This window comes from Falsochrobactrum tianjinense (genome assembly GCF_019100495.1).
GTDB lineage: Bacteria > Pseudomonadota > Alphaproteobacteria > Rhizobiales > Rhizobiaceae > Brucella > Brucella tianjinense.
Genome location: NZ_JAHRVA010000001.1, coordinates 74,740 through 99,818, shown reverse-complemented (window position 1 = coordinate 99,818; position 25,079 = coordinate 74,740). Strand labels below are relative to the sequence as shown.

The following is a 25,079-nucleotide window of genomic DNA, read 5'->3' as shown; positions in this document are numbered from 1 at the left end:
GCGGCGTGAGGGATGAGGTTCCTGTCGAACCTCCGGCCCGCGCGAGATGAGCCGCTGACAAGGAGACGGAGCGCTGCTCCGGGTTAGTCTATGGCAAGGCAGGATCAAGCCCCCAATCGGGCCAACGACGTTTTCGCCCTCACCTCGTTTCTCTATGGCGGCAATGCCGACTATATCGAGGAATTACACGCCAGATATGAGGATGATCCGGCATCGGTTGATCCGGAATGGCGGGAGTTTTTCGCGCAGCTTGCGGACAATGCCGACGATGTGCGCAAGAATGCGCAAGGCGCATCCTGGGCCAGAAAAAACTGGCCGATCGCAGCCAATGGCGAGCTTGTATCCGCACTCGACGGCAATTGGGCCGAAGTCGAAAAGCATGTCACTGACAAGCTGAAGGGCAAGGCTTCCAGGGATGAAGCAAAGGGCGGTGGGGCGCTCTCCATCGAGGAACTGACGCAGGCCGCGCGCGACAGCGTTCACGCGATCATGATGATCCGTGCCTATCGCATGCGCGGACATCTGCATGCCAATCTTGATCCGCTCGGACTGGCGGACAAGCCTAACGACTATAATGAACTTGAGCCGGAAAATTACGGCTTCACGCCAGCTGATTACGACCGCAAGATCTTTATCGACAACGTGCTTGGTCTCGAATATGCGACCATTCCTGAAATGCTCGATATTCTCAAGCGTACCTATTGCTCGACCATTGGCGTCGAGTTCATGCATATTTCCAACCCCACGGAAAAGGCGTGGATTCAGGAGCGTATAGAAGGTCCTGGCAAGGGCTTTGCGTTCACGCCGGAAGGCAAGAAAGCCATCCTGTCGAAGCTGATCGAGGCGGAAGGCTTCGAGCAGTTCATCGATGTGAAGTACAAGGGCACCAAACGTTTCGGCCTCGATGGCGGCGAATCGCTCATTCCGGCACTTGAGCAGATCGTCAAGCGCGGCGGCCAGCTCGGCCTCAAGGAAATCGTGCTCGGCATGGCGCATCGTGGTCGCCTTAACGTGCTTTCACAGGTGATGGGCAAGCCGCATCGCGCCATTTTCCACGAGTTCAAGGGCGGCTCCTACACGCCCGACGATGTGGAAGGCTCGGGTGACGTGAAGTACCATCTGGGTGCTTCATCCGACCGCGAATTCGACGGCAATACGGTTCACCTGTCGCTGACAGCCAACCCGTCGCATCTGGAAATCGTCAATCCGGTGGTCATGGGCAAGGCCCGCGCCAAGCAGGATCTTCTGGTGGGCCGTACCCGCGACGATCTGGTGCCGCTGACTGAGCGCGCCAAGGTTCTGCCGCTGCTGCTGCATGGCGATGCCGCCTTCGCCGGTCAGGGTGTTGTGGCCGAGTGCCTCGGTCTCTCGGGCCTCAAGGGACATCGCGTGGCCGGTACGGTCCACTTCATCATCAACAACCAGATCGGTTTCACGACCAATCCGGCCTTCTCGCGTTCGTCGCCTTATCCATCGGATGTGGCGAAGATGATCGAGGCGCCGATCTTCCACGTCAATGGCGACGATCCGGAAGCGGTGGTTTTCGCGGCCAAGGTTGCGATGGAATTCCGCATGGCTTTCCACAAGCCGGTGGTCATCGACATGTTCTGCTACCGCCGCTTCGGCCATAATGAAGGCGACGAGCCGTCCTTCACGCAGCCGCTGATGTACAAGGAAATCCGTGCGCACAAGACGACCGTCCAGCTATACACCGACAAGCTGATGGCGGAAGGTCTGGTAACGCAGGCCGACATCGACAAGATGAAGGCCGAGTGGCGCGAACATCTGGAACAGGAATTCGAGGCCGGCCAGAGCTACAAGCCGAACAAGGCTGACTGGCTGGATGGAGCCTGGAGCGGGCTTCGGACCGCCGACAATGCCGACGAACAGCGCCGCGGAAAAACCGGCGTGCCGATGAAGACACTCAAGGAAATCGGCAGGAAGCTCGTCGAAGTGCCGAAGGATTTCCACGTTCACCGCACGGTGCAGCGTTTCCTCGACAATCGCGCCAAAATGATCGACACGGGCGAGGGTATCGACTGGGCAACCGCAGAATCGCTGGCCTTCGGTTCGCTGGTCATGGAAGGCAGCCCGATCCGCCTGTCAGGGCAGGATGTCGAACGCGGCACTTTCTCGCAGCGCCATACGGTTCTCTATGATCAGGAAGACCAGAGCCGCTATATCCCGCTCAACAATGTGCAGAAGGGACAGGCGATCTACGAGGTCATCAATTCGATGCTCTCTGAGGAAGCCGTGCTCGGCTATGAATACGGCTATTCGCTGTCGGAACCGCGCGCCCTGACGCTCTGGGAAGCCCAGTTCGGCGACTTCGCCAATGGCGCACAGGTCGTGTTCGACCAGTTCATCTCATCGGGCGAACGCAAGTGGCTGCGCATGTCGGGCCTCGTCTGCCTGCTGCCGCACGGCTATGAGGGGCAGGGACCGGAGCATTCCTCCGCCCGTCTGGAACGTTTCCTCCAGCTTTGCGCGGAAGATAATATGCAGGTGGCGAACTGTACGACGCCGGCTAACTACTTCCACATTCTGCGTCGCCAAATGAAGCGCGATTTCCGCAAGCCGCTCATCATGATGACGCCAAAGTCGCTGCTGCGCCATAAGCGTGCTGTGTCGGCGCTGAGCGAATTTTCGGGCGATTCATCGTTCCATCGCCTGCTGTGGGACGACGCCCAGTACAGCAAGGGCGATGGCATCAAGTTGCAGAAGGACGCCAAGATCCGCCGCGTCGTGCTGTGCTCGGGCAAGGTCTATTACGACCTTTACGAAGAGCGTGAGAAGCGCGGGATCGACGACATCTACCTGCTGCGCGTCGAACAGCTTTATCCGTTCCCGGCCAAGGCGCTCATCAACGAGCTGTCGCGCTTCCGTCAGGCGGAAATCGTCTGGTGCCAGGAAGAGCCGAAGAACATGGGCGCGTGGTCGTTCATCGACCCGTATCTGGAATGGGTGCTGGCGCATATCGACGCCAAACATCAGCGCGTGCGCTATACGGGCCGTCCGGCGGCGGCGTCGCCTGCGACGGGTCTGATGTCGAAGCACCTTGAACAGTTGGCTGCTTTCCTTGAGGATGCGCTGGGCAATTGATGTGGCGACGGAGCGGCTTCGGTGAAGCTGCTCCCGCCTGAACTGAACACGAAATTCAAAGTTTGAAGATCAACGGAAGAAAAAACCATGGCTACCGAAATCCGCGTTCCCACGCTTGGGGAGTCCGTTACAGAGGCAACCATCGGAAAGTGGTTCAAACAGGTCGGCGAAGCTGTTGCTATCGATGAACCGCTGGTGGAACTGGAAACCGACAAGGTGACAGTGGAAGTTCCGGCTGCGTCTGCGGGCGTTCTGGCTGAAATCACCGCCAAGGAAGGCGACACGGTTGAAGTCGGCGCATTGCTCGGCCAGATCGATGCCGCCGGTGCCGCCGCCGCACCTGCTGCGAAAAAGGAAGAAGCCAAACCTGCCGCAGCCAGCGCACCTGCTCCAACAGCGAGCGCGCCCGCTTCGTCGGGCCCTGCCATGCAGCCTGCGCCTTCCGCTTCCAAGCTTCTCACCGAGAGCGGCATTTCCGCCGATCAGGTCGAGGGTTCGGGCAAGCGCGGTCAGGTGCTCAAGGGCGACGTTCTGGACGCTATCGCCAAGGGCGTGTCCGCAGCACCGGCAGCAGCAGCGCCTGCTGCTCCCCGTCCGGCTTCTCCGGCAGATGATGCGTCGCGTGAAGAGCGCGTCCGCATGACGCGCCTGCGCCAGACGATTGCGCGTCGTCTCAAGGATGCGCAGAACACCGCCGCGATGCTGACGACCTATAATGAGGTCGATATGTCGGCGGTGATGGACATGCGCAAGCGCTACAAGGATATTTTCGAGAAGAAGCATGGCGTGAAGCTTGGCTTCATGGGCTTTTTCACCAAGGCCGTCACCCATGCGCTGAAGGAAATTCCTGCTGTTAACGCCGAAATCGACGGCACCGACATCATCTACAAGAATTTCGCCCATGTGGGCGTGGCTGTCGGCACCGACAAGGGTCTCGTGGTTCCGGTCGTGCGTGATGCTGACCAGATGTCGATCGCCGACATCGAAAAGGAAATCGGTCGTCTCGGACGTGCTGCGCGCGACGGGCAGCTTTCGGTCGCGGACATGCAGGGCGGCACTTTCACCATTTCCAATGGTGGTGTCTATGGCTCGCTGATGTCGTCGCCGATCCTCAATGCGCCGCAGTCGGGCATTCTGGGAATGCACAAGATTCAGGAGCGCCCGGTTGTCGTCGGCGGCCAGATCGTCATCCGTCCGATGATGTATCTCGCTTTGTCCTATGACCATCGCATCGTCGATGGCAAGGAGGCTGTGACCTTCCTGGTGCGCGTCAAGGAAAGCCTCGAAGATCCGGAACGCCTGGTTCTTGATTTGTAAGAGAGATTATTCCCCGCAGGCAAAAACTGCGGGGAATACCCGAAAGGAGCCGAGTGATGGAGCCGACGATTTTCTCCGCTTCGCCTTTCCTGCCGATAATCGGCTGGAGCGTGGTCCTGCTGGTGGCGCATATTCTCCTGCAAGGTATGACTGCGACCAGAGAACTCGGCAGCACATGGAATGCGGGTCCGCGTGACGAAGGACTTAAACCCACCGGCCCGCTTGCCGGTCGCGCGGAACGCGCTTCGGCGAATTTTCGTGAAACCTATCCGGCTTTCATTGCGCTCGCTCTGGCGCTGGCGCTCAAGGGCAGCGCCGCAGATTGGGATGGCGCATCGGGCTGGGGGCTTTATGGTGCGTGGCTGTGGTTTGCCTGCCGCATCGTCTATATTCCGCTCTATCTGACGGGCATTCCCTATATCCGCTCTCTGGTCTGGATCGGCGCGCTCGCCGGACTTGTGCTGATGTTCATTGCTCTGGTCTTTTAACCACCGTCCGTGATTATCGGTCCAGACGAGCAAGAGGACTTACCAATGCATGACATGAAAAAGCTTTGCAGGGTAATGGCTGCTTCGGCACTTGCCGTAACGGTTTTCTCGACCGCTGTGCAGGCGGCGTGCACGCAGAACCGCGCCATCTATCGCGACCGCGACGGCGCCTATACGCTGAGCTTTCATCCCGCGCAGGCTAATGCGCTGGAAATGACGCCTGCACCATCGAATGAATTCACCATCGCGGCCAATGACAAGCCGGAATTCAAGCTGTCCGGCATGGTGATCTGGCCGGAAGAAGGCGTGGCGCGTCCCTATGCGCTTATCACCTTCAATTGCAAGAATGGTGGCAGCGAGCCGGAGGATTTTGACGATTGCAGCATCTGGCAGAATGTCATCTATGCGCTCAAGGAAGGTGCGGAGGCCGATGTGCTGCCCAAAGCGGACGAGCCGGCGGCGCAGGCTATTCTCTTCCCCGATCTCGCGACGGCACTCGACGGTTATGATTTTGGTTCGGCAAAGCCCGAAACACCGCTGCAATGGGAAACATTCCGCTTTCAAACCTGCGCACCTGAACAGGAATAAAAGGACCGCCCAACGGTCCGCTCACGAACAGACTCAAGAAGGATAGTTCAATGTCTTACGATGTGGTTGTCATCGGTACCGGCCCCGGCGGCTATGTCGCCGCAATCAAGGCTGCCCAACTCGGCCTTTCCGTCGCGGTGATAGAGAAGCGCAAGACTTTCGGCGGCACCTGCCTCAATATTGGCTGCATTCCATCCAAGGCGCTTCTGCACGCCTCGGAGATATTTGCCGAAGCGGGCCATTCCTTCGAGACGCTGGGTGTGGAAGTCGGAACGCCGAAGCTCAACCTGGACAAGATGCTTGCCCACAAGGACAATACGGTCAAGGCGAACGTGCAGGGCATCGAATTCCTGTTCAAGAAGAACAAGATCACGCCCTATATCGGCACCGGCAAGGTTGTGGCCAAGGGCAAGGTTTCTGTGACCGCTGAAGATGGCAAGGTTACGGAAATCGAAGCGAAGAACATCATCATCGCCACCGGGTCGGATGTTGCAGGTATTCCGGGCGTGGATGTGGCCTTTGACGAAAAGGTCATTGTCTCCTCGACCGGCGCGCTTTCCTTCGACAAGGTTCCCGGCCATATGGTCGTGGTCGGCGGCGGCGTGATCGGTCTCGAACTGGGTTCGGTCTGGGCGCGTCTTGGCGCCAAGGTCACAGTGGTTGAATATCTCGACAAGGTGCTTGGCGCGATGGATGGCGAGGTTTCCAAACAGTTCCAGCGCCTGCTCGAAAAGCAGGGCATTGCCTTCAAGCTCGGCGCCAAGGTGACGGGCGTCGAAAAGGCTGGCAAGAATGGCGCGAAGGTGACTTTCGAGCCGGTCAAGGGCGGCGATGTGCAGACGCTCGATGCCGATGTGGTTCTGGTTTCGACGGGCCGCCGTCCTTACACTGATGGGCTGGGCCTACAGGAAGCAGGCGTTGTCGTGGACGATCGCGGCCGCGTCGCCATCGACGATCACTGGCGCACCAATGTCGAAGGCATTTATGCAATCGGCGACGTGGTGCAGGGCCCGATGCTGGCGCATAAGGCCGAGGATGAAGGCGTGGCGGTTGCCGAAATCATCGCCGGACAGGCCGGGCACGTCAATTTCGACGTCATTCCCAGTGTGGTCTACACGCAGCCGGAAGTGGCTTCTGTCGGCAAAACCGAAGAGGAACTCAAGACCGCAGGCGTGGAATACAAGGTCGGCAAGTTCCCGTTCACGGCCAATGGCCGCGCACGCTCCATGCTGCAATCGGACGGCTTTGTGAAAATCCTTGCCGACAAGGCGACGGATCGTGTTCTTGGCGCGCATATTCTGGGCTATAATGCCGGTGAAATGATCCACGAACTCGCCGTTCTGATGGAATTTGGCGGCTCGTCGGAAGATCTGGCGCGCACCTGCCATGCGCATCCGACCATGTCGGAAGCCGTGCGCGAATCGGCCATGGCCACTTACGCCAAGCCGATCCATATGTAAGCGGTTTTGCAAGTTGCACGAAAGGGCGGTTTGCCGGATGGCGAACCGCCTTTTTTATTTAAGCGCGCGGGTGGGCCTTGTCGTAAACATCGAGCAGCCGCGCCTGATCGACGCCGGTATAGAGCTGGGTGGTAGACAGGCTGGCATGGCCGAGCAATTCCTGAATGGTGCGCAGATCGCCGCCGCGTCCCAGAAGATGGGTGGCAAACGAATGGCGCAGCGCATGGGGCGTGGCCGTGTCGGGCAGGCCGAGACCGGCGCGCAGCTTCTGCATTTCGCGCTGGATGATGGCCGCATGCAGCACACCGCCCTTCGCGCCGCGAAACAGCGGCTTATCGGCTGAAAGATCGTAGGGGCAGAGCGCGCGATATTGCGCGAGCGCCCGATGTACGACAGGAAGCAGCGGCACGAGCCGCGATTTTCCGCCCTTGCCGACGATTTGAATCGAACGGGCATCGGGATCGTTCAGCGCGTCTCCGGTCAGGTTGAGCGCTTCGGAAATGCGTAGGCCGCAGCCATAAAGCAATGTGAGGACGGCCGTATTGCGGGCTGCGATCCACGGTTCTTCCGTCATCTGGCCGTCGACTGCTACGACGCGAAGCGCTTCGTCGGTGCTCAGCGGTTTGGGTAGTGATTTGGGCTGGCGCGGCGCACGGATTGCGCCTGCACCGGCAGCATTCACGAGGCCGCGTTTCTCCAGATGGCGCAGCAGGGAGCGCACTCCCGCAAGTCCGCGTCCCAAGGTCCGTGCGCCTGCGCCGTCATTGCGGCGGCTGGCGAGATAGGAGCGCAGATCAGCAACGCGCAGGCTGGCTATGTCGCCGAGCGATGGCGGCTCGCCCAGATGATGGGTGAGAAAATGCAGAAATTGCCGCGTATCGCGCTCATAGGCTTCGAGCGTATTATCGGAAAGCCGGCGCATATCCCTGAGCGTTTTCAGCCATTCCTCGCGCGCGGCCAGCAGATCGGCGCGGGCGGGAATGAGGATTTCGCTTTGTGTGGTCATGATCTGAATTTCGCCAGTTGGGTTGCGTCGGCGATAGTCTGCCAGCGACAGGTTGCCGTGCCGTAAACAGGGCCTGTTTATTTTTCTTGGCGTTCTTGCCGGAAATTGGGTAAGCGATAGGAAATTAAAGTCAGAAACGAGATAATAATGCCGCGTCCAGAAAATCCGATCCAGCTTGCCACCATCGGCGCCGCCCATGGCACGCGCGGCGAAGTCAGGGTCAAGACATTTACCGGCGATCCGCTGGCTATCGCCGATTACGGCCTGCTTTATGACGCGCAGGGCAGGAGCTATGAAGCGCTGGAAATTCGCCCGGCCAAAAATGTCGTTGTCGTCCGTTTCAAGGGCATCAATGATCGCAATGCGGCGGAAGCGCTCAACGGTACGGAACTTTTTATCGACCGTTCGCAATTGCCCGATGAGGAACTCGACGAGGACGAGTTTTTTCATACTGATCTGATCGGGCTCAAGGTGCTGGATGCAGACGGAAAATCCTATGGCATGGTCAGCGCGGTTTTCGATTTTGGCGGCGGAGACCTGATCGAACTGAGCGAGAAGGGCAAGCGCCCCATGCTGATCCCCTTCACGGAAGCGGCGGTGCCGGAGATTGATTTCGAGGCAGGCGTCATACGGATCGATCCGCAAGCTGCGGGTCTGATTGCCGATGAGGAAGACGATGCTTCCGGCGCGCAGAGCAAGCGGCCAAAAAAGCCATGAGCAGTTTTCGACAGCGCGACGAGGCGGGTGCGTTTCACGCATCGGTGCTGACCCTTTATCCCGAAATGTTTCTCGGCCCGCTCGGCGTGTCACTGGCGGGAAAGGCGCTGAGCGAGGGAACATGGGCGCTCGACACGGTGCAAATTCGTGACTTTGCCGAAGGCAGGCATCGCATGGTCGATGATACGCCTTCCGGCGGCGGCGCGGGCATGGTGATGAAGGCAGATGTGGTGGCGCGCGCGCTCGATAGCGTGGCCGATGGCCGTCCCATGCTGCTGATGACCCCGCGCGGAACGCCGCTGACGCAAAGCCGGGTGCGGGAACTGGCAGAAGGCTCGGGCGCGATCATTGTCTGCGGACGCTTTGAAGGCGTGGACGAGCGGGTGATCGAAGGCCGCGCGCTTGAAGAAATCTCCATCGGGGATTATATTCTGTCAGGCGGCGAAACGGCGGCGATCGTGCTGCTTGATGCGGTCGTGCGGCTTTTGCCTGGCGTGATGGGAAACCAGCAATCGGGCGAGACAGAAAGTTTTGAAACCGGCCTGCTGGAACATCCGCATTATACCCGCCCGCAGGTCTGGGAAGACCGCGCCATTCCCGAAATCCTGACTTCGGGCAATCATGGTGCAATCGACAGGTGGCGGCATGAACAGGCGGAGCGCATCACCCGCGAACGTCGCCCCGATTTATGGGACGCCTATCAGGAGAAACGGCGCCGCTCTTGATTCATCGCCATCAATGGTGTATTGCCGCGCCAGTTCGGTAAAATCCGACATCCGTAAACGAATAAATAGTGTACCGCTCCTGCCTGGTTCAAGGCATAACCGCACGGCCAAAGTAGCCTGGCGGCAAGTGCAGAGCGCTCTGACTGTTTGAGAATAATTCAGAAGGAGTACGACGATGACCGATATTATTCGTCAGCTTGAAGCCGAACAGGCAGCAAAGATCGAAGAAAAGCGCAAGCTTCCGGATTTCCAGCCCGGCGACACCGTTCGCGTTCAGGTCCGCGTGACCGAAGGTACGCGTACCCGTGTGCAGGCTTATGAAGGCGTCTGCATTGCCCGTTCCGGTGCCGGCCTGCATGAAAACTTCACCGTTCGCAAGATTTCCTACGGCGAAGGCGTGGAACGTGTATTCCCGGTTTTCTCGCCTATCGTGGAAGGTGTGGAAGTTGTGCGCCGCGGCAAGGTTCGCCGCGCGAAGCTCTACTACCTGCGCGGCCTGACCGGCAAGGCAGCCCGTATCGCCGAGAAGAAAGACAACCGCACCAAGGCAGAGCGCGAAGCTGACAAGCTAGCTGCCGCCAAGGCCGAAGCCGCCAAGGCTGCTGCGGAATAAGCAATCGCTTATAATGTCATGGGTTTTGAAAGGCGGCTCCGGCCGCTTTTTTATTTGCACAATGAAAATCTATACGTAATATCTCCTACAATTTCTGCCTTCCGGCGTAACTTTCTTACTGCGACACCCTGTTGCGGTTGCGGTTTCTTGACGAAATGCGGCGGCAGGTGCATATGTCAGGCACGATGAGAACTATTCAAAGGAACTCGCAATGAGCGCGCCGCGTACACTTTATGACAAGATCTGGGACGACCATGTAGTGGATCAGCAGGAAGACGGAACCTGCCTCCTTTATATTGATCGCCATCTTGTGCATGAAGTGACCAGCCCGCAGGCATTCGAGGGCCTGCGCATTGCGGGTCGTCCGGTGCGGCATCCGCAGCGCACGCTGGCCGTGGTCGATCATAATGTGCCGACCTCGCCGGATCGTATTCATGGTATCAAGAATGAGGAAAGCCGCATTCAGGTCGAGGCACTGGCGAAGAATGCCGCTGATTTCGGCGTCGAATATTATTCCGAGCGCGACCGGCGTCAGGGTATCGTGCATATTGTCGGGCCGGAGCAGGGCTTTACGCTTCCCGGCATGACCATCGTATGCGGCGACAGCCACACCTCGACCCACGGTGCTTTCGGCTCGCTGGCGCATGGCATCGGCACATCCGAGGTGGAGCATGTGCTGGCCACGCAGACGCTGATCCAGAAGAAAGCCAAGAACATGCTGGTGCGTGTCAATGGTACGCTGGCGCCCGGCGTCACGGCCAAGGACATCACGCTTGCCATTATCGGCGAAATCGGCACCGCAGGCGGAACCGGCTATGTGATCGAATATGCTGGCGACGCCATTCGCTCGCTTTCCATGGAAGGCCGCATGACGGTCTGCAACATGTCGATTGAGGGCGGCGCGCGCGCTGGCCTGATCGCACCTGACGAGACGACTTTCGCCTATATCAAGGACAAGCCGCGTGCGCCCAAGGGCGAGGAGTTCGAGCAGGCGGTCCGCTACTGGAAGACACTGCGCTCGGATGAAGGCGCGCATTTCGACAAGATCGTCGATCTGGACGCCTCGAAGATCACGCCGATCGTTTCCTGGGGTTCTTCGCCGGAAGATGTGGTTTCGGTGACTGGCAGCGTGCCCAATCCCGACGAGATCGAGGATGAGAACAAGCGCACATCCAAATGGCGCGCGCTCGATTATATGGGCCTCAAGCCCGGAACGAAAATAACGGATATCGCCATCGACCGCGTTTTCATTGGCTCGTGCACCAATGGACGTATCGAAGATCTGCGCGCAGCAGCAAGCATGATCGAAGGCAAGAAGGTGGCCGATAGCGTCGATGCGATGGTCGTGCCGGGATCTGGCCTCGTGAAGGAACAGGCGGAAGCGGAAGGTCTGGACAAGATTTTCATCGAAGCGGGTTTCGACTGGCGCGAGCCGGGCTGCTCGATGTGTCTGGCCATGAATGACGACCGCCTGAAGCCGGGCGAACGTTGTGCATCGACCTCGAACCGTAATTTTGAAGGCCGTCAGGGCTTCAAGGGACGCACGCATCTGGTGTCGCCGGCTATGGCCGCCGCCGCCGCCGTCGCCGGTCATTTTGTCGATATTCGCGACTGGAAATAAGTAGTTTTTCCATACAGAAATTGCAAAGCCGCTGCTTCGCCCAGCGGCTTTTTTGTTGGTGTCTGCATCAGGCGCATCTTTTACCATTACGCGATCCTCCGATAGCAGGGGGCGAACACGCGCATCAGGAACGCATTTTATAGTTCTGGTATATCGATCAGTATATGCGCGGGTGTGTGAATGTTAATCTGACCATGGGAATTTCAGGTATAAGGACGGGATATGGACACGCCCAATATAGCAGATTGGCCTATTCCAGGTCGGAGGTGGAGAAGCTTTGAGGCCGAACCTTTACGTATGACCACATATCGTTATGACAGTCGACTTCCTTCTACCATCTGGAAGGAAGGGTTTAACGGCATTACTTATAGTAACAAGGGTCTACCCAGATTTGTGCAATTTGGAAGGAATACAGTATTTTCAGCGGGTTCGCGAGCCGGGGTTCAAAGATATCTGGAGGAAGACTGGAATTGTTTTCGCTTTGATGGAGATGGGATTTCTCATCGCTGGAGGAATTTAAGGACCAAGAGGATTGGTGCTGATGAATTTCTGGATACGGAATTAAAGGCTCCCCATCTTTACAGGATCAAGACTGACACGCACAACGCCATCCCATTTAAAGATTTTCATGAAGAGTTCGGTGGGGCTTTTACTAAGTATAGTGTTACTGGTGGCCCAAAAGATATTCTTCAGAAAGAGACTGTCCTTGATAACATGATCATGCCTGCAAACAGAAAAAACCCTTTCTTCAGACATTACGATGATTCAATCCGTAAGGCTTACTCCCCTAATGATGAGGTTCATATCAAGGGCTCTGTTGTTAAAGCGAGCAGAGCCAATCCTGGACAGGGTATTGAATATGCCGGTATGGAATATCTTGATCTTGAGGTGGAAACCTACACCATTCTATGACTTCGACCCAAATGGAATGCAGCCATAGATTAACAAAGATATTAGGTGATTTTAGCTCTTTATTGACCTTTCTCATTGGTCCTGCGTAAAAGGTTGAGCTCTCTTTATGCCTGCTCTCGTTGCATTATGATTTGCCAGAACAGTGACGGAAAAGCCAAGGAACGCCAAATGACCCAGGAACATGCCGTTGACATTGCGCTGCTTCATTTGCGCGATGCCCATGAATTTGCGCCATTGCTCGCCAGCTATGCGCAGGCATTGAAGCGCGGCGCGCCGCGCAGGCCCGACGACTATTATGCCGAGCATCTGTTGCAGGACCGCGCCACTGAAATTCTTGGCGCGCGTGTCGATGGCAGGCTGGTCGGCTTCGTGATCTTCTACGATCTGCCCGAACCGGTTTCCGGCCTGCGCGCGGGGCAGGTCGATCACATCTATGTGCATCATGATCATCGCGGCAAGGGTATCGCCAAGGCGCTGATCGACCTGCTTGCCGACAAGGCTGAGGAGCGGAGCTGGTCGCGTCTGGCGCTCAATGCGCCGCGCCTGCCCGAAGACGGCCGCAAGCTCTATGAGCAGATCGCAGCCAGCGCGGACTGGTCGAGCTATGTGATTCGATTCGGCAGTTGAGCAGAATCACTAAAGTTGATGAAATTACACATGTTTTTGGCGTAGCCAGCTTCAATCGTTTGAATCGCCTGTTCACGCCAATGTGTCGTCAAGGTGCGACCAATTGTTAGTCGTTTGGCTAAAAAGCGTCTTTGACGTTATGGTGAAAGCGCAGTAGAAAGCGGCTCATAGGACCGTGCATCACGGTCTCGCCATAATTCTTTGGTTGCGCCGGGGCAGGGTCGAAATTGCTTTTCCATGTTCCGGGCGGCATCGAACAGGGTTCGGATGAACCCGTTATCTCTTGTACCCAAGGTTTGGGCCGAAGGACGCAGGGATAAAACGTCAGGGAAGCCCAAAAGAGCCATGACACAACCGAGCGCGACGCGTCAGCGACCACTATCGCCACATTTGTCGGTCTACCGACCGAAGATCACGATGACCATGTCGATCGTGCATCGCATTACCGGCGGAGCCCTTTATTTCGGCACGCTTCTTCTCGCCGCATGGCTGATTGCCGCTGCAATTGGCGAAGATGCGTTCAACATGGTGAGCGCGATCTACAGTTCATGGATCGGCTATCTGGTGTTGTTCGGCTACACTTGGGCACTGCTGCACCATCTGGCTGGCGGCGTGCGCCACTTCATCTGGGATATGGGTGCGGGGCTTGAAAAGCATACAGCCAGCAAGATCGCCTGGGCGACGCTGGCTTTCTCGCTGCCTGTGACGATCCTCGTCTGGGTCGTTGCTTTCGCGGTACGCTGAAAGGGTATCTGAAATGAACGATATGCGTACGCCTTTGGGCAAGGTTCGCGGGCTGGGGTCAGCCAAGGAAGGCACCGGCCATTTCTGGTTCCAGCGCATGAGTGCTGTGGCACTTGTTCCGCTGGTCCTGTTTTTCATAGGTCTGGTTATTTCGCTCAATGGTGCAAGCTATGCGGAAGTGAAGGCTGTTCTTGCCCATCCGCTCACAGCACTGGTGATGGCACTTTTCGTCCTGACCGGCGTTTATCACATGCGCCTTGGCATGCAGGTTATTATTGAAGATTATATTCACGGCGAAGGCATGAAAGTCGTGCTGGTGATGCTGAACACCTTCTTTACGGTGGTGGTCGGTTTTGCCAGCCTCTATGCGATCCTCAAGCTGAGCTTCGGAGGTTGATAGCCCGATGGCTAGTGCAATAAATAACGCGGCGCCTGCTGCGGGCGGTAAGTCCTACAAGTTTGTCGATCATAAATTTGACGTGGTGGTGGTTGGCGCCGGCGGCGCGGGTCTGCGCGCCACGCTTGGCATGGCCGAACAAGGGTTGAAGACCGCCTGCATCACCAAGGTTTTCCCGACCCGTTCGCACACAGTTGCCGCACAGGGCGGTATCGCCGCCTCGCTCAGAAATATGGGACCGGATAGCTGGCAGTGGCATATGTACGATACCGTCAAGGGATCGGACTGGCTCGGCGACACGGACGCCATGGAATATCTGGCGCGGGAAGCGCCTGCGGCCGTCTATGAGCTGGAACATTACGGTGTGCCGTTCTCGCGTACCGAAGAAGGCAAGATCTACCAGCGTCCTTTCGGCGGCCATATGCAGAATTTTGGTGACGGCCCTCCGGTGCAGCGCACCTGTGCCGCTGCCGACCGTACCGGCCACGCCATCCTGCACACGCTTTACGGCCAGTCGCTCAAGCACAATGCGCAGTTCTTCATCGAATATTTCGCGCTCGATCTCATCATGACCGATGGTGTGTGCACCGGCGTCGTGGCATGGAACCTGGATGACGGCACGATCCATCGCTTCTCCGCCAAGATGGTGGTTCTGGCGACGGGCGGCTATGGCCGCGCCTATTTCTCGGCGACCTCCGCCCATACCTGCACCGGCGACGGCGGCGGCATGGTGGCGCGTACCGGCCTGCCGCTTCAGGATATGGAATTCGTGCAGTTCCATCCGACCGGCATTTATGGCGCGGGCTGCCTGATTACCGAAGGCGCGCGCGGCGAGGGCGGCTATCTGGTCAATTCCGAAGGCGAGCGTTTCATGGAGCGCTATGCCCCTTCGGCCAAGGACCTTGCCTCGCGCGACGTGGTTTCGCGCTGCATGACCATGGAAATCCGTGCCGGGCGCGGTGTGGGCCGCGACAAGGACCATATCTTCCTGCATCTCGACCATCTCGATCCGGCTGTTCTGCATGAGCGCCTGCCGGGTATTTCGGAATCGGCCAAGATTTTTGCGGGCGTCGATGTTACCAGGGAGCCGATCCCGGTTCTACCGACAGTTCACTACAATATGGGCGGCATTCCGACCAACTATTGGGGCGAAGTGCTCAACCCGACCGCAGAAGACCCAGATCGTGTCCAGCCCGGCCTGATGGCCGTCGGCGAAGCGGGCTGTGCATCGGTGCATGGCGCAAATCGTCTCGGCTCCAACTCGCTGATCGATCTTGTCGTGTTCGGTCGCGCTGCTGCAATCCGCGCCGGTCAGGTCATCGACCGTGAATCGAAAATTCCCGACATCAACGAAGCAGCCTGCGAACAGATCATGGATCGTTTCGACCGCCTGCGTTATGCCAATGGCTCGACAACGACTGCCGTGCTGCGTGAAAAGATGCAGCGCACCATGCAGGAAGATGCAGCCGTGTTCCGCACATCCGAATCGCTCAAACAGGGCGTCGAGCGTATGCACCAGATCTGGCACGAACTGCCGGACCTCAAGGTGAGCGACCGCTCAATGATCTGGAATTCCGATCTGGTGGAGACGCTTGAACTGGAAAACCTGATGGCCAATGCCATGGCTACTGTGGTTTCGGCAGAAGCCCGTCAGGAAAGCCGCGGCGCCCATGCGCATGAGGATTTTCCAGATCGTAACGATGCCGAATGGCGTAAGCACAGCCTGTCATGGCTTTCGCCCGATGGCGATGTGAGGCTCGATTACCGCCCTGTTCATCTCGATCCGTTGACCACGGAAGATGAAGGCGGCATTGAGCTTGCGAAGATTGCGCCCAAGAAGCGCGTTTATTAATCGGGGGAATGAGCAATGGTTGAACTCGCACTTCCCAAGAATTCCCGCATGCAGGAAGGCAAGTCCTGGCCGCGCCCGGATGGGGCCAAGCATGTCACGGAATTCCGTATCTATCGCTGGTCGCCGGACGACGACGCCAATCCGAGCATCGACACCTATTATGTCGATCGCGACGATTGCGGCCCGATGGTGCTGGATGGTCTGCTCTATATCAAGAACAAGATCGATCCGACGCTGACGCTGCGCCGCTCCTGCCGCGAAGGCATTTGTGGTTCCTGCGCGATGAATATCGATGGCGCGAACACGCTGGCCTGCACCAAGGGCATGGACGAGATCAAGGGTTCCATCAAGGTCTATCCGCTGCCGCATATGCCGGTGGTGAAGGACCTCGTGCCGGATTTGAGCACATTCTACGCCCAGCATCGTTCCATAGAGCCATGGCTCAAGACGGTGTCGCCGGAGCCGCAGAAGGAATGGTTGCAGAGCCATGATGACCGCGCCAAGCTCGACGGACTTTACGAGTGCATTTTGTGCGCCTGCTGCTCGACCTCGTGCCCGAGCTACTGGTGGAACGGCGACCGTTATCTTGGTCCCGCTGTGCTGCTTCAGGCCTATCGCTGGCTGATCGACAGCCGCGACGAAGCCACAGGCGAACGTCTCGATAATCTCGAAGACCCGTTCAGGCTCTATCGCTGCCACACGATCATGAACTGCACGCAGACCTGCCCCAAGGGATTGAACCCGGCCAAGGCGATTGCCGAAATCAAGAAGATGATGGTCGAGCGCCGCGTGTAATCGCGGCAATTCAGATCACAGTTAAAAAGGGAAGGCTCGTGCCTTCCCTTTCTTGTTTGGCGGCGAGACCATTGGGGGAAGGCTTGATCTTTGCGGTTCCGCCAATATCTGCTTTAGTGCGGTATTCATGAGGAAGACCATTATGCTCGATCATATCGGCTTCAATATTTCCACAATGACCAGATCGCGTGCATTCTACGATGCAGCGCTCGCGCCACTTGGCATTGCGCAGATCATGGAATTTCGGGGGTGGGTCGGCTATGGCCGCAACGGCAAGCCGGAATTCTGGATCGGCAAGCAGAAGGATGCAAGGCTGGAAGGTGTTCTGCATGTCGCCTTCTCAGCCGGAACGCGTTCGGAAGTGAACCGCTTTCATGAAGCGGCCCTTGCAGCGGGCGGGCGCGACAATGGCGCGCCGGGGCTGCGCCCGCAATATCATCCTGATTATTACGCAGCCTTCGTGATCGACCCCGATGGGCATAATATTGAGGCCGTCTGCCACTTGCCGGAATAGCTATGCTTCGGACGCGTTGAAATCGAATACGAGAACGCCATCCTTTTCCGCAAGAAGCGGGCCGACAAAATCTTTGAAGCGCTGATGGGCCGCGTCATAGAAGCGGGGATCGCTCACGACCGGTGTGCCGACATAGTAATTGCGGTCGCCCTCGGATGCGAAGGTGACGATAAAGCCTTCCTGAAAGCCGTGATCGACGCCTTCGCCGCTGTTCTGCGCGCCCGCTTCAAGGCGCAGAATATAGGGCTTTCCATCGCGCCGGGCCTCATCCTTCAGCGCGAGGAAGCGCTCGCGCGTCTCCTTGATCTGGGCAGGCGTCACGGAGTTCTTATAGCGAAACAGCACGATATGCTGCACTGTACCGGGCCGGTAGTCGTGCGCCGTAAATGCAGTCGTGCCGATGTCGCGCTGCTGCGCATCGAGTTTTTCATGTGCCGTTACGGCATGGGAGGGAGCGGTTATCATGGTAAGCAACAGGGTAGCAATTGCAAAAGGCCTTTGCATTCGAAAAATCCGGTCTGAAAAATGAATAAAATATGGAAGGCTGTGGCCAGCCCTCCATAAAATAGTTTCAATTCAGTTTTGCGTCGAGCGTGACTTCGATTGCGCCCAGCGCTTTTGAGAGCGGGCAGGATTCCTTGGCCTTTTGGGCCAGCCTGTTGAAGTCATCGGCGGAAATGCCGGGGACGCTGGCATTGAGCGTCAGTGCGCTGCGGCTGATCGCAAAACCGCCGCCCGAAGCGGGGCCGACGCTGACGGTCGCGGTGGCTTCCAGCTTTTCAGCGGGCGTGCCGTGTTCGGCGAGGAAGGCGGAAAGCTGCATTGCAAAGCAGCCGGCATGGGCAGCACCCAGAAGCTCTTCCGGATTGGTGCCCGCCTGCCCGCTTTCATCCTCGAAGCGGGCCTTGAAATCATAGGGAAGGTTTTTGAGCGCGCCGCTTTGCGTGGTCAGCGCACCCTTGCCCTCCTTGAGTGTGCCTTGCCAGACGGCGGTTGCTTTTCTGTCCATGGGAAGCTCCTCTCGATCGGTTGCTCCCTGCGACATAGGGCGCTTGCAGGCTGCTTCCAGTGCTGCCCCGGTCTTAAATCGACTCGCCCTGCAACAGGCGGGGTATATCGCTCGAAAGCCCGGCAGCCTGCTTGATGAAAAAGGATTTGAGGCTCGGAACCCGGTCGACAAGACCGAGGCCGATATCGCGAACGGAGCGGATGGCGGGATTGTCATTGGCGAAAAGCCGGGTCAGCACATCGGTCGTAACGCCCATCTGCACCGTGTCGAAGCGGCGCCAGCTCTGGTAGCGCTCAAGGGCGGCGAAGGAGCCGATATCGAGGCCCAGCCGGTCGGTTTCGACAATGATCTCGGCAATGGCTGCGGCGTCGCGGAAGCCTAGATTCAGGCCCTGACCGGCAATTGGATGAATGCGGTGAGCGGCGTCGCCGACAAGGGCGAAACGCGGCTTGACATATTCGCGGACCAAAGTGAGGCCAAGCGGGAAGGCGCGGCGCGGGCCTTCGACCGTCAGCGCGCCAAGGCGATGGCCGAAGCGCTGTTCAAGTTCGGCCTCGAAGACGAAATCGTCGGCGCGAATCAGGCGTTCGGCTTCGGCGGTGCGCTCGGTCCAGACAAGCGAGCTGCGATTGCCGGGCAGGGGGAGAATCGCAAAAGGACCGGCAGGCAGAAAATGCTCGTCGGCGCGTCCATTATGCGGATGCTCATGGGCGACATTGCAGACAATGCCCGACTGGCCGTAATCCCAGTTGACGGTTTTGATGCCCGCCAGATCACGCAGGCGCGATCTGGCGCCATCGGCTGCGATCAGCAGGCGCGTGCGCAGCGTTTCGCCATTGCCGAGCCTGACTGCGACCGCTTCCGGGCCGGTTTCAAAACTCTCGACATTCACGGCTTCGATGAAGATGATGCCCAGGTCGTCCGCCCTGTTGTGGAGCGCGGTGTTGAGCACGCGGTTTTCCACCATATGGGCAAAGGGCTCGCCGGGGTTCACCTCACCGGCAAAGGTGAGGAAAACCGGGCGTACCGGATCGGAGGTGCGCGAATCGGTGATAACCATCTCGGTTATGGGCTGTGCCTGCGCGACGATCTCATGCCAGCAGCCGATCTTTTCGAGCATACGCGAGGCCGCAGCAGCGATGGAGGAGGCGCGCGGATCGGTCTTCCACGCCCCCGCAGGCGCGCCGTCGATTACGGTGACGGAGAGATGCGGGGCTGCGGATTTGATCGCGACGGCGGTGACGAGGCCGACATAGCCGCCGCCCGCGATCACCACATCGTTGCTGTCCGTTATTTCGTGCTTCTTTCCGGCAGACATCGCTTTTCCCTTCAGATCACTGGCCTTTTGCTTGACAGCTTCCATCGTGCAGGCCCAAACATTTCATCCGCAATATACGCCCATATAAGATCGCAGGGGAGAGGCTGTCCATGTCCCATGATGAAAAGTCACGTTTGGCTCTACCGAAACAGACCGCGGCAATGGAGGTGCTTCTTTCCACCCTTGATCTCGAAACGCTGGAAATGGACCTTTTTCGCGGCAACAGTCCGCAGGTCGGCTGGCAGCGGGTCTTTGGCGGGCAGGTCATTGGGCAGGCGCTGATCGCAGCCCAGCGCACGGTTGATGCACAGCGCCATGTGCACTCGCTGCATGCCTATTTCGTCCGTCCGGGCGATCCGGAGATTCCGATTATTTATGAAGTCGACCGCATCCGTGACGGTTCCAGCTTCAACACAAGGCGCGTGCTGGCCAAGCAGCATGGCAAGGCGATCTTTACGCTTTCGGCGTCGTTCCAGATCGATGAGGGCGGGCTCGATCACCAGATCGCCATGCCTGAAGGACTGCCGATGCCCGAAGAACTGGTGGGCGATAACGATCTCAAGGAGAAATATCTGCATCTGGCACCCGCCAATGTGCGCAAATATTGGGAGCGAGAGCGGCCCATCGAGATCAAGCCCGTTTCGCTCACGCATTATTTCTCGCGCGAGAAGTTGCCGCCCAGCCAGCATGTATGGGTGCGCGCCAAAGGAATCGTGCCGGATAATCGCGCGCTTCAGGCGGCAATTCTTGCCTACCTATCAGATATGACGCTGCTCGATACTTCGCTGCACCCGCATGGCCGCAGCATTTTCGACCGTGAATTGCAGGCAGCAAGCCTTGATCATGCGATGTGGTTTCATCGCCCGTCGCGGCTTGATGACTGGCTGCTCTATACGCAGGATACGCCAAGCGCTTCTGGTGCGCGCGGCTTCAATCGCGGCGCGCTGTATACGCGCGACGGTGTGCTGATCGCCTCTGTCGCACAGGAAGGATTGATCCGTGTGCATGAGGAAAGGCGTGATTAAAAAACAATCAGACCTCCGATGCACGGTTAAAATTTACGCAATGATGTAAGAAAGCGCGCGCCGCAATTGCGCAGCAGAACCGGACGCCGCCGGTCTTTTCTGTTGTTTGTGCAGGCTTTTGAGCAACTGGCATGATTCTTGTTTCTCCCTGTTTGAATGGACTTTCTGGCGCAGGCGCGCTTGGAAGCCGCTATTATGGAGAAATTCTATGTTCATGACAGGAAGAAACAGGCAAGCGGCGCTGGGAGCACTTTCCGCGCTGCTCATTTCCGCAGGCGGGGCGCTGGCGCAGGAAAGTGCCGGCCCGGTAGCGGCGCTGGATACGGGGGACACGGCATGGATGCTGATCTCGACCGCGCTGGTCCTGATGATGACCATTCCGGGCCTTGCGCTTTTCTATGGCGGCATGGTGCGCAAGAAAAACGTGCTCTCGGCGGTGATGCAGAGCTTCGCCATCGCCTGTCTTATGTCGGTATTATGGATGGTCGCAGGCTATTCGCTGGCCTTTACCGATGGCGGCGTGATGAATGCCTATATTGGCGGCTTGTCGAAAGCGTTCTTTGCGGACGTGACAATGGAATCGCTCACCGGCACCATTCCCGAATATCTCTTCATCACCTTCCAGATGACCTTTGCGATCATTACCCCGGCGCTGATTGCAGGTTCCTTCGCCGAACGTATGAAGTTTTCTTCCATGCTGGTTTTTCTGACGCTATGGCTGTTCATCGTCTATATCCCCGTCGCACACTGGGTCTGGGGCGGCGGCTTCCTTGGCTCGGACGGCGTGCTCGATTTTGCGGGCGGTACGGTGGTGCACATCAATGCCGGTGTCGCTGGTCTCGTCGCAGCGCTCATCATCGGCAAGCGTGACGGTTACGGCCACACGAATATGGCCCCGCATAATCTTGTTCTTTCGGTCATCGGCGCGGCGCTGCTCTGGGTCGGCTGGTTCGGTTTCAATGCCGGTTCGGCCTTAGGCGCGAATTCTCTTGCCGCCGTCGCCATGCTCAATACGCAGGTCGCAACCGCAGGCGCTGCTCTGGCCTGGATGTTCGTGGAATGGGCGATTTCGGGCAGGCCCAGCATTCTCGGCATCATTTCGGGTGCGGTGGCCGGTCTTGTTGCCGTCACGCCTGCTGCCGGTTTCGTCAATCCGACCGGCGCGCTCATTCTGGGTGTTATTGCAGGTGCGGTCTGCTACGCCGCAGCGGTCAGGATCAAGCATGTGCTGGGCTATGACGATTCTCTCGATGCTTTCGGCGTGCATGGGGTCGGCGGCTTTGTCGGCGCAATCCTGACTGGCGTGTTTGCCGATGCGGCCATCAATCCCGCTTCCGCCGATGCAAGCGTAGCCAAGCAGCTTTTCGGCGCGGCGGTTACCGTCGCCTATACCGCGGTTGCAACCGCAATCATCCTTTACGCGGTAAAGGCCGTGATGGGGCTGCGTCCGGGCAAGCAGGCCGAGATCGAAGGCCTGGATATCGCCCTGCATGGCGAGTCCGTGCAATAGCCTGATGGCGGATGGGATGCATGGTTAATGGGGAATTAACCATCGCTGTTCTAGGATCGGCCCGATTCATTGTGCTCCCGGCGTTTGGCCGGGGGCGATCAGACGGTTCGGGACAGGCTATATGCGGCAAGGATATTCGCCCTCATACCCGCTGCGTGACGAGCGGATTTCAGAAGACAGGCTAAGGCTGGTAAATATTTTCCGCAGGCAGATCTATATCCTGCTGGGACTGGCACTGCTTGCGCTGGCGGCTATGGCTGTCGGGGCGCTGGCGACATGGAATGTGGCCGATCCAAGCTTCAGCCATGCCACCGGCAATCCTGTCACCAATGCGCTCGGCTATCCGGGCGCGGTCTTTTCCGATCTCGCCATGCAGTTCTTCGGACTGGCCAGCGTGCCTGCTCTGCTGCCGCTGGCGGTGTGGTCTTTACTGCTGGTTACGCGCGGAAATATCGGGCGGATGGGTAAGCGCAGCTTCGCATGGTTGGGTGCAGCATTGCTGTTTGCTGCAATTGCAAGCTGTTTTGCCGTGCCCGAAAGCTGGCCGATGCCGATCGGGCTTGGCGGCGTTTTCGGCGATATGATGCTGCGCATTCCCGGAATGTTTCTGGGTGAATTTCCGCAGGGAACAATCGCATCGGTTATTGCGCTGGTGCTGGCCGTGCCCGCGCTCTGGCTGTGCCTGTTTGCCAGCGGCATAATCGGCGGCAGTCATTCGATGGTCAATCCTGCAATGCCGGTGGCCCCGCGTGCCACAGCTCAAGATGATGATAGCGAGGGCGACGAGGAAGCCGTTTCCGGCGGCGGTTTCCAGGTGATCGGCGCGCTGACCCATATGGCGTTGAGCATATCGGCGAGCTTCAAGCGCCTTACAGGATTGGGTCGCCGCAAGCCGCGCGATAATGAATTCGACGATATACGTGATGCGCAAACGCGCAATGGGCTGCGCCGCGAGCCGGGGTTCGATGGACCCGACGAGGGCGAGCCGCCTTTCGATATGGATGATGCCCCGCTTGCCGGGCAGGAGTGGCACGACGCGCCGCCTGCGCGCGGCAAGACGCGGGTGGGAGAACGCGCGCCCACGCCGCGGAAGGGTGCGCGCATCCAGCGCGAGGCGCAGCCTTCATTCCTTAAAGAAGGCGGTGCATTCGAATTGCCCGCGCTGCATTTCCTTGCCGAACCCAAGCTCGTGCAGCGTGATGCGACGCTTTCGCGCGATGCGCTGGAGCAGAATGCTCGGCTGCTTGAAGGCGTGCTGGAAGATTTCGGCGTGCGCGGTGAGATCATTAATGTAAAACCGGGACCGGTGGTTACGCTTTATGAGCTTGAGCCTGCGCCGGGTATCAAATCGTCGCGCGTCATCGGCCTTGCCGATGATATTGCCCGCTCCATGAGTGCCATTGCCGCGCGCGTGGCGGTGGTTCCGGGTCGCAATGTGATCGGGATCGAGCTTCCCAACCAGAAGCGCGAAATGGTCTACCTGCGCGAAATGCTGGCCAGTCGCGATTTCGAGCAATCGAAAGCAAGGCTCGCTCTGGCGCTTGGCAAGACGATCAATGGCGAGCCGGTGATTGCCGATATTGCCAAGATGCCGCATTTGCTGGTGGCAGGCACCACCGGCTCCGGCAAGTCGGTGGCCATCAACACCATGATCCTGTCGCTGCTTTATCGCATGACGCCGGATGAATGCCGCCTGATCATGATCGACCCGAAAATGCTGGAACTCTCCATTTATGACGGTATTCCGCATCTGCTGACGCCGGTCGTGACCGATCCGAAGAAGGCGGTCGTGGCGCTCAAATGGACCGTGCGCGAGATGGAAGACCGCTATCGCAAGATGTCGAAACTCGGTGTGCGCAATATTGACGGCTTCAACCAGCGCGTGGGTCAGGCGCAGAAGAAGGGCGAGCAGATCGAGCGCACCGTGCAGACCGGCTTCGACCGCAATACCGGCGAGGCGGTCTATGAGACCGAGCAGCTCGATCTCGAACCCATGCCCTATATTGTCGTCATCATCGACGAAATGGCCGATCTGATGATGGTTGCGGGCAAGGATATTGAAGGCACGGTGCAGCGGCTGGCGCAGATGGCGCGTGCGGCGGGCATCCATGTCATTATGGCGACGCAGCGCCCGTCGGTCGATGTCATCACCGGCACCATCAAGGCGAATTTCCCCACCCGTATTTCGTTTCAGGTCACGTCGAAGATCGACAGCCGCACGATTCTGGGCGAGCAGGGCGCCGAACAATTGCTGGGGCAGGGCGATATGCTGTTCATGGCGGGCGGCGGGCGTATACAGCGCGTGCACGGGCCTTTCGTGGGCGACGACGAAGTCGAGCGTATTGTTCAGCACCTCAAGCTGCAAGGCGTGCCGGAATATCTTGATGCGATCACCGAGGATGAAGAAGATGAGGGCGGCAGCGGCCCCGACGGAACCTCCAGCCTTGAGGATTCCGACGACCCTTACGATCAGGCGGTGGCTGTGGTGCTGCGCGACAAGAAGGCGTCGACTTCCTATATCCAGCGTCGTCTCGGCATCGGCTATAACCGCGCTGCCTCGATCATCGAGCGCATGGAAGAGGAGGGTATCATCAGCCCGGCCAACCATGCGGGCAAGCGCGAGATATTGGTGCCGACCGAGGACGACGAATTTTAGCGTCTGTGCCAGAGCGGCAATCTCGACGGCCCTGGGGCCAGGCCTGCCACACTAGAGACAAAGTAGCGCATTAGCCTGAAAAA

24 protein-coding genes are annotated in these 25,079 nt (G+C 58.3%); 19 read left to right on the top strand and 5 right to left on the bottom strand.

Features of this window, described 5'->3' with window-relative positions:
* Positions 1–90 precede the first annotated feature (90 nt).
* From KUG47_RS00495 to lpdA, 5 genes are all read left to right on the top strand, one after another.
* Complete coding sequence (locus tag KUG47_RS00495) at positions 91–3,102, top strand: 2-oxoglutarate dehydrogenase E1 component (protein WP_217676001.1); 3,012 nt, start codon at positions 91–93, stop codon at positions 3,100–3,102.
* 87 nt (positions 3,103–3,189) lie between these two features.
* Positions 3,190–4,419, top strand: coding sequence for a 2-oxoglutarate dehydrogenase complex dihydrolipoyllysine-residue succinyltransferase (gene odhB / locus KUG47_RS00490; RefSeq protein ID WP_217676000.1), 1,230 nt, complete (start codon positions 3,190–3,192; stop codon positions 4,417–4,419).
* Between the two features lie 56 nt (positions 4,420–4,475).
* The gene (locus KUG47_RS00485) at positions 4,476–4,907 is read left to right on the top strand and encodes an MAPEG family protein (RefSeq protein ID WP_217675999.1); all 432 of its coding nucleotides are present in this window, start codon (positions 4,476–4,478) and stop codon (positions 4,905–4,907) included.
* 45 nt (positions 4,908–4,952) lie between these two features.
* Positions 4,953–5,495, top strand: coding sequence for a hypothetical protein (locus KUG47_RS00480; RefSeq protein WP_217675998.1), 543 nt, complete (start codon positions 4,953–4,955; stop codon positions 5,493–5,495).
* A gap of 50 nt (positions 5,496–5,545) precedes the next feature.
* Complete coding sequence (gene lpdA / locus KUG47_RS00475; protein ID WP_217675997.1) at positions 5,546–6,955, top strand: dihydrolipoyl dehydrogenase; 1,410 nt, start codon at positions 5,546–5,548, stop codon at positions 6,953–6,955.
* 58 nt (positions 6,956–7,013) lie between these two features.
* On the opposite strand, the gene KUG47_RS00470 is transcribed toward lpdA, so the two are convergent.
* The gene (locus KUG47_RS00470) at positions 7,014–7,961 is read right to left on the bottom strand and encodes a tyrosine recombinase XerC (protein ID WP_217675996.1); all 948 of its coding nucleotides are present in this window, start codon (positions 7,959–7,961) and stop codon (positions 7,014–7,016) included.
* A gap of 147 nt (positions 7,962–8,108) precedes the next feature.
* Between KUG47_RS00470 and rimM the strand changes: the two genes are divergently transcribed.
* The 10 genes from rimM (at position 8,109) to KUG47_RS00420 (ending at position 16,964) form a co-directional block, all read left to right on the top strand.
* On the top strand, positions 8,109–8,678 hold the full coding sequence (rimM, locus tag KUG47_RS00465; RefSeq protein WP_217675995.1) for a ribosome maturation factor RimM: 570 nt from the start codon (positions 8,109–8,111) through the stop codon (positions 8,676–8,678).
* Complete coding sequence (gene trmD, locus KUG47_RS00460; RefSeq protein ID WP_217675994.1) at positions 8,675–9,403, top strand: tRNA (guanosine(37)-N1)-methyltransferase TrmD; 729 nt, start codon at positions 8,675–8,677, stop codon at positions 9,401–9,403. The genes rimM and trmD overlap by 4 nt, the downstream gene beginning before the upstream one ends.
* Before the next feature lie 175 nt (positions 9,404–9,578).
* Entirely contained in the window at positions 9,579–10,016 is a 438-nt protein-coding gene (gene rplS / locus KUG47_RS00455; protein ID WP_217675993.1) for a 50S ribosomal protein L19, read from the top strand.
* A gap of 211 nt (positions 10,017–10,227) precedes the next feature.
* On the top strand, positions 10,228–11,637 hold the full coding sequence (gene leuC / locus KUG47_RS00450) for a 3-isopropylmalate dehydratase large subunit (RefSeq protein WP_217675992.1): 1,410 nt from the start codon (positions 10,228–10,230) through the stop codon (positions 11,635–11,637).
* A 222-nt stretch (positions 11,638–11,859) separates the two neighbouring features.
* Positions 11,860–12,549, top strand: a complete 690-nt coding sequence (locus KUG47_RS00445; protein ID WP_217675991.1) for a hypothetical protein — start codon at positions 11,860–11,862, stop codon at positions 12,547–12,549.
* A 168-nt stretch (positions 12,550–12,717) separates the two neighbouring features.
* Positions 12,718–13,176 carry a GNAT family N-acetyltransferase gene (locus tag KUG47_RS00440; protein ID WP_217675990.1) on the top strand — a complete coding sequence of 153 codons (459 nt, stop codon included), beginning with the start codon at positions 12,718–12,720 and terminating at the stop codon, positions 13,174–13,176.
* A 345-nt stretch (positions 13,177–13,521) separates the two neighbouring features.
* Positions 13,522–13,920, top strand: a complete 399-nt coding sequence (sdhC, locus tag KUG47_RS00435) for a succinate dehydrogenase, cytochrome b556 subunit (RefSeq protein WP_217675989.1) — start codon at positions 13,522–13,524, stop codon at positions 13,918–13,920.
* A 13-nt stretch (positions 13,921–13,933) separates the two neighbouring features.
* Complete coding sequence (gene sdhD / locus KUG47_RS00430; RefSeq protein ID WP_217675988.1) at positions 13,934–14,317, top strand: succinate dehydrogenase, hydrophobic membrane anchor protein; 384 nt, start codon at positions 13,934–13,936, stop codon at positions 14,315–14,317.
* 7 nt (positions 14,318–14,324) lie between these two features.
* On the top strand, positions 14,325–16,169 hold the full coding sequence (sdhA, locus tag KUG47_RS00425) for a succinate dehydrogenase flavoprotein subunit (protein ID WP_217675987.1): 1,845 nt from the start codon (positions 14,325–14,327) through the stop codon (positions 16,167–16,169).
* Between the two features lie 15 nt (positions 16,170–16,184).
* On the top strand, positions 16,185–16,964 hold the full coding sequence (locus KUG47_RS00420) for a succinate dehydrogenase iron-sulfur subunit (protein WP_185916948.1): 780 nt from the start codon (positions 16,185–16,187) through the stop codon (positions 16,962–16,964).
* A 10-nt stretch (positions 16,965–16,974) separates the two neighbouring features.
* Here the strand turns inward: KUG47_RS00420 and KUG47_RS00415 are convergent, their stop codons facing one another.
* Complete coding sequence (locus KUG47_RS00415) at positions 16,975–17,118, bottom strand: hypothetical protein (protein ID WP_217675986.1); 144 nt, start codon at positions 17,116–17,118, stop codon at positions 16,975–16,977.
* On the opposite strand from KUG47_RS00415, the gene KUG47_RS00410 reads away from it, so the two are divergent.
* Complete coding sequence (locus KUG47_RS00410) at positions 17,107–17,478, top strand: VOC family protein (RefSeq protein ID WP_217675985.1); 372 nt, start codon at positions 17,107–17,109, stop codon at positions 17,476–17,478. The two genes, KUG47_RS00415 and KUG47_RS00410, sit on opposite strands and share 12 nt — an antisense overlap.
* Here KUG47_RS00410 and KUG47_RS00405 read toward each other — a convergent pair whose 3' ends face one another.
* The 3 genes from KUG47_RS00405 to KUG47_RS00395 form a co-directional block, all read right to left on the bottom strand.
* Complete coding sequence (locus KUG47_RS00405; RefSeq protein ID WP_217675984.1) at positions 17,479–17,982, bottom strand: Dabb family protein; 504 nt, start codon at positions 17,980–17,982, stop codon at positions 17,479–17,481.
* Positions 17,983–18,049: 67 nt separating this feature from the next.
* A complete protein-coding gene (locus KUG47_RS00400; protein WP_217675983.1) occupies positions 18,050–18,487 on the bottom strand; it encodes an OsmC family protein in 438 nt (145 codons plus the stop codon).
* A gap of 73 nt (positions 18,488–18,560) precedes the next feature.
* On the bottom strand, positions 18,561–19,805 hold the full coding sequence (locus tag KUG47_RS00395; protein ID WP_217675982.1) for a ubiquinone biosynthesis hydroxylase: 1,245 nt from the start codon (positions 19,803–19,805) through the stop codon (positions 18,561–18,563).
* Between the two features lie 110 nt (positions 19,806–19,915).
* Between KUG47_RS00395 and tesB the strand changes: the two genes are divergently transcribed.
* The 3 genes from tesB (at position 19,916) to KUG47_RS00380 (ending at position 24,996) form a co-directional block, all read left to right on the top strand.
* Complete coding sequence (gene tesB, locus KUG47_RS00390; RefSeq protein WP_217675981.1) at positions 19,916–20,830, top strand: acyl-CoA thioesterase II; 915 nt, start codon at positions 19,916–19,918, stop codon at positions 20,828–20,830.
* A 208-nt stretch (positions 20,831–21,038) separates the two neighbouring features.
* Positions 21,039–22,340: an ammonium transporter gene (locus KUG47_RS00385; RefSeq protein WP_217675980.1), complete on the top strand. Its 1,302-nt coding sequence runs from the start codon at positions 21,039–21,041 to the stop codon at positions 22,338–22,340.
* Between the two features lie 121 nt (positions 22,341–22,461).
* Positions 22,462–24,996: an FtsK/SpoIIIE family DNA translocase gene (locus tag KUG47_RS00380; protein ID WP_217675979.1), complete on the top strand. Its 2,535-nt coding sequence runs from the start codon at positions 22,462–22,464 to the stop codon at positions 24,994–24,996.
* The last annotated feature ends 83 nt before the right edge of the window (positions 24,997–25,079 follow it).

Coding starts and splice junctions, on each gene's coding strand:
- KUG47_RS00495 (WP_217676001.1), top strand. CDS start 91: ATGGCAAGGCAGGATCAAGCCCCCAATCGGGCCAACGACGTTTTCGCC.
- odhB (WP_217676000.1), top strand. CDS start 3,190: ATGGCTACCGAAATCCGCGTTCCCACGCTTGGGGAGTCCGTTACAGAG.
- KUG47_RS00485 (WP_217675999.1), top strand. CDS start 4,476: ATGGAGCCGACGATTTTCTCCGCTTCGCCTTTCCTGCCGATAATCGGC.
- KUG47_RS00480 (WP_217675998.1), top strand. CDS start 4,953: ATGCATGACATGAAAAAGCTTTGCAGGGTAATGGCTGCTTCGGCACTT.
- lpdA (WP_217675997.1), top strand. CDS start 5,546: ATGTCTTACGATGTGGTTGTCATCGGTACCGGCCCCGGCGGCTATGTC.
- KUG47_RS00470 (WP_217675996.1), bottom strand. CDS start 7,961: ATGACCACACAAAGCGAAATCCTCATTCCCGCCCGCGCCGATCTGCTG.
- rimM (WP_217675995.1), top strand. CDS start 8,109: ATGCCGCGTCCAGAAAATCCGATCCAGCTTGCCACCATCGGCGCCGCC.
- trmD (WP_217675994.1), top strand. CDS start 8,675: ATGAGCAGTTTTCGACAGCGCGACGAGGCGGGTGCGTTTCACGCATCG.
- rplS (WP_217675993.1), top strand. CDS start 9,579: ATGACCGATATTATTCGTCAGCTTGAAGCCGAACAGGCAGCAAAGATC.
- leuC (WP_217675992.1), top strand. CDS start 10,228: ATGAGCGCGCCGCGTACACTTTATGACAAGATCTGGGACGACCATGTA.
- KUG47_RS00445 (WP_217675991.1), top strand. CDS start 11,860: ATGGACACGCCCAATATAGCAGATTGGCCTATTCCAGGTCGGAGGTGG.
- KUG47_RS00440 (WP_217675990.1), top strand. CDS start 12,718: ATGACCCAGGAACATGCCGTTGACATTGCGCTGCTTCATTTGCGCGAT.
- sdhC (WP_217675989.1), top strand. CDS start 13,522: ATGACACAACCGAGCGCGACGCGTCAGCGACCACTATCGCCACATTTG.
- sdhD (WP_217675988.1), top strand. CDS start 13,934: ATGAACGATATGCGTACGCCTTTGGGCAAGGTTCGCGGGCTGGGGTCA.
- sdhA (WP_217675987.1), top strand. CDS start 14,325: ATGGCTAGTGCAATAAATAACGCGGCGCCTGCTGCGGGCGGTAAGTCC.
- KUG47_RS00420 (WP_185916948.1), top strand. CDS start 16,185: ATGGTTGAACTCGCACTTCCCAAGAATTCCCGCATGCAGGAAGGCAAG.
- KUG47_RS00410 (WP_217675985.1), top strand. CDS start 17,107: ATGCTCGATCATATCGGCTTCAATATTTCCACAATGACCAGATCGCGT.
- KUG47_RS00415 (WP_217675986.1), bottom strand. CDS start 17,118: ATGATCGAGCATAATGGTCTTCCTCATGAATACCGCACTAAAGCAGAT.
- KUG47_RS00405 (WP_217675984.1), bottom strand. CDS start 17,982: ATGCAAAGGCCTTTTGCAATTGCTACCCTGTTGCTTACCATGATAACC.
- KUG47_RS00400 (WP_217675983.1), bottom strand. CDS start 18,487: ATGGACAGAAAAGCAACCGCCGTCTGGCAAGGCACACTCAAGGAGGGC.
- KUG47_RS00395 (WP_217675982.1), bottom strand. CDS start 19,805: ATGTCTGCCGGAAAGAAGCACGAAATAACGGACAGCAACGATGTGGTG.
- tesB (WP_217675981.1), top strand. CDS start 19,916: ATGTCCCATGATGAAAAGTCACGTTTGGCTCTACCGAAACAGACCGCG.
- KUG47_RS00385 (WP_217675980.1), top strand. CDS start 21,039: ATGTTCATGACAGGAAGAAACAGGCAAGCGGCGCTGGGAGCACTTTCC.
- KUG47_RS00380 (WP_217675979.1), top strand. CDS start 22,462: ATGCGGCAAGGATATTCGCCCTCATACCCGCTGCGTGACGAGCGGATT.